The following is an 887-nucleotide window of genomic DNA, read 5'->3' as shown; positions in this document are numbered from 1 at the left end:
ACTCCAACTCGTCACTACGCACACGTAGACTGCCCAGGACACGCTGATTACGTTAAAAACATGATCACTGGTGCTGCTCAGATGGACGGTGGTATCCTAGTAGTTGCTGCGACTGATGGCCCTATGCCACAGACTCGTGAGCACATCCTACTTGGTCGTCAGGTTGGTATTCCTTACATCATCGTATTCATGAACAAGTGTGACATGGTTGACGATGAAGAGCTTCTAGAGCTAGTAGAAATGGAAGTTCGTGAACTTCTTAACGAATACGAATTCCCAGGTGATGACCTACCAGTTATCCAAGGTTCAGCTCTTAAAGCGCTTGAAGGCGACGCAGAGTGGGAAAAGAAAATCATCGAGCTTGGTGAAGCGCTTGATTCATACATCCCAGAGCCAGAGCGTGCAATCGACAAGCCGTTCATCCTTCCAATCGAAGACGTATTCTCAATCTCAGGCCGTGGTACTGTTGTAACTGGTCGTGTAGAGCAAGGTATCGTTAAAGTTGGTGAAGAAGTAGAAATCGTAGGTATCAAAGAAACTACTAAGACTACTTGTACTGGTGTTGAGATGTTCCGTAAGCTTCTTGACGAAGGCCGCGCGGGTGAGAACGTTGGTGTTCTTCTACGTGGTACTAAGCGTGACGAAGTTGAGCGTGGTCAAGTACTAGCTAAGCCTGGTTCAATCACTCCACACGTTAACTTCGAAGCAGAAGTATACGTACTATCTAAAGATGAAGGTGGCCGTCATACTCCATTCTTCAAAGGCTACCGTCCACAGTTCTACTTCCGTACAACTGACGTAACTGGTGCTGTAGAGCTTCCAGAAGGCGTAGAAATGGTAATGCCTGGTGACAACCTTAAATTCAAAGTTGAGCTAATTGCTCCGAT

General features: G+C 46.6%; 1 protein-coding gene. It reads left to right on the top strand.

Annotated features, from left to right (window positions below):
• A partial coding sequence (tuf, locus tag V7R35_RS17795) for an elongation factor Tu (RefSeq protein ID WP_334016226.1) occupies positions 1-887 on the top strand: 887 nt, incomplete at both ends.

The sequence above is a fragment of the Alteromonas sp. S167 genome, assembly GCF_036864375.1.
In the GTDB taxonomy this organism is placed as follows: Bacteria; Pseudomonadota; Gammaproteobacteria; order Enterobacterales; family Alteromonadaceae; genus Alteromonas.
This window is presented reverse-complemented; position numbering and strand designations above follow the sequence as displayed.